The organism is Amycolatopsis minnesotensis, from assembly GCF_039529815.1.
Taxonomy (GTDB): Bacteria; Actinomycetota; Actinomycetes; order Mycobacteriales; family Pseudonocardiaceae; genus Amycolatopsis; species Amycolatopsis minnesotensis.
In genome coordinates this window covers 1-1,941 of record NZ_BAAANN010000113.1, presented here as the reverse complement: position 1 = coordinate 1,941, position 1,941 = coordinate 1, and the positions used below count along the sequence as shown (strand labels likewise).

Here is a 1,941-nt window from a genome sequence, read left to right as displayed (position 1 = left end):
TTTTCGCGGGGCGGATGCGGTCGGTGCCGCCGCGGGTGGCGGGGGAGCATCGGGTGCGGATGGTGCGGTGGCTCAAGCCGGTGGCGGGGTTGTCGGGGCCGGAGCTGGAGCGGTTGCGGCCGGTGTATCACTCGGTGCTGGAGGCGTTGGGGTATTTGTCGTATCAGGACCAGCGCACGGGGAGTGAGCGGGCGTGGTGGTTCGCGGCCACGTTGCCCTACGGGCAGGCAGCCAGGTTCGGGCAACTCGCTGAGGTCACGTGGCCGGAAGGGGATCTGGCGCACGGGGTGCTCGACGACCTGTTCGACACCGCGATCACCCACACCCGAGCCGGCACGACGAGGTGGGCGGACGGTGACCTGACCACGCGCACGGGGCTGGCGCAGCGCGGAGAACTCGCTACCCGGGTCATGGCCCGCATGGATCCGGTGCGGCGGAACCAACTGGGACTGTCGGTCGACGTGGTTCTGTTGCGGGAGCGCGATCCGATCCCGGACGGGGGTCCGCGGGCGGAGGCGCTGGCGGATGTCCGGGCGGTGCTGGTCACCGAACTGGACGAGCACCTGTCGGCCACGAACGGGGTTTCCGGTGGGGTGGTGCTGGTGGGTGATCCGGTGGGTCGGCTGGCGGTGGATCTGCTGGACCGGTTCGTGCCGCTGGACCAGGGTAGTGAGCACCGGATGCGTGGTGAGCTGGGCCCGTTGACGACGATCAACCGTCAGAACTACCTGAACGACGTGCCCGGTGCGCGGGTGAACTGCGGGCCCGCGACCGTCGCGGGATTCCACCTGCTGGGCGGGGAAACCCGGGAGGTGCCGTTGCGCGGCCCGTATCCGGCGATCTACCTCGAACACGAACTCGCGGGCCGGTTCGAGCGCGATGTGCCGCTGGAAGACGTCGTCACCCGGATCTTCGGGCAGGACCCGGCCGTCGCCCCGCACGGGGTGTTCCTGACCATGGGAACTGGTGCCCAGTGGGCCCACCCGCTGACCGTCTACCGGAACAGCGGCGGCAGGCGCGTGATGTTCCTCGACATGCAGTCGGGCGACCACGCGTTCAGCGCCGAGGTCGAGCCGGACGGAACGATCCGCTACTTCAGCGGCCAGGACGGCACCACCGGCCAGGACCACCCGATCCCCCGTCCCCCCGTGCCCACGCGAACCTGGTTCATGCCCACCCGAGCCATCGGGAAACCGCCGCCCGTGGACCCGCCTGGCCACGCGGAAAGCGCGGTCTACGGCATCGACATCGCTGGCCCCTCACCCAGCACCACGCCACCGGCGGAGCCCGGCGACACCGACGCGGTCGCGCGAGGCGCGGAGGCGGTGTCGAGGTGGTCGGAGCGGATCACCGCGGCGGACGGCCAGGCGGATCCGAACGGTCCGGCCGCCCGGGCGGCGAAGGCGATGGTAGGTGACCTCCCGCCCGCCGCCCCCGGCGTACCCACCGGCGCCCGGCAGCGGTTGCACGACGGCCTGACCTCCATGCTCACCGCCCTCATCGCCGACGGCACGCACCCGCGCCAAGCGTGGAACGACTCGGACATCGCACGGCTACGCGCCGACGCCGAGTCCCTCCGGGGAACCGTTACCGCCGAACCGCATTACACCGGTGCACAACACCGCGTCGTGACCGCTTTGCTCCAGCACGCGGCAGAACGGAACGGGCAGGTCGCGGAGAACGGTTCGAATGGCGTCGACGGGCAAGGGGAGGCGATAACGCCCGCTGCCGAGCCGGATCGCGTGGAAGAACCCGCGACCGGTCAGGATGCCGCCGCGACGACAGGTCGCCCGGACCGGGGAACGTCGCGGGGCCAGGACGACGTGATCGTGATCGAGCCTGGTCCGGTGGTGGGTGCTGGGGTGGTGGATGAGTGGGTGGGGCGGTTCGGTGCTGTGGGTCGGTTGATGGCCGATGGTGGGGTTCGGTATCGGGCGGTGG

At 70.9% G+C, this 1,941-nt stretch carries 1 protein-coding gene; it reads left to right on the top strand.

Annotation, left to right across the window (positions count from 1 at the left end; genetic code table 11):
• Positions 1–53 precede the first annotated feature (53 nt).
• Positions 54–1,941 (top strand): hypothetical protein (locus ABD256_RS44040; protein WP_344432370.1); only part of this gene is annotated, 1,888 nt, incomplete at its 3' end.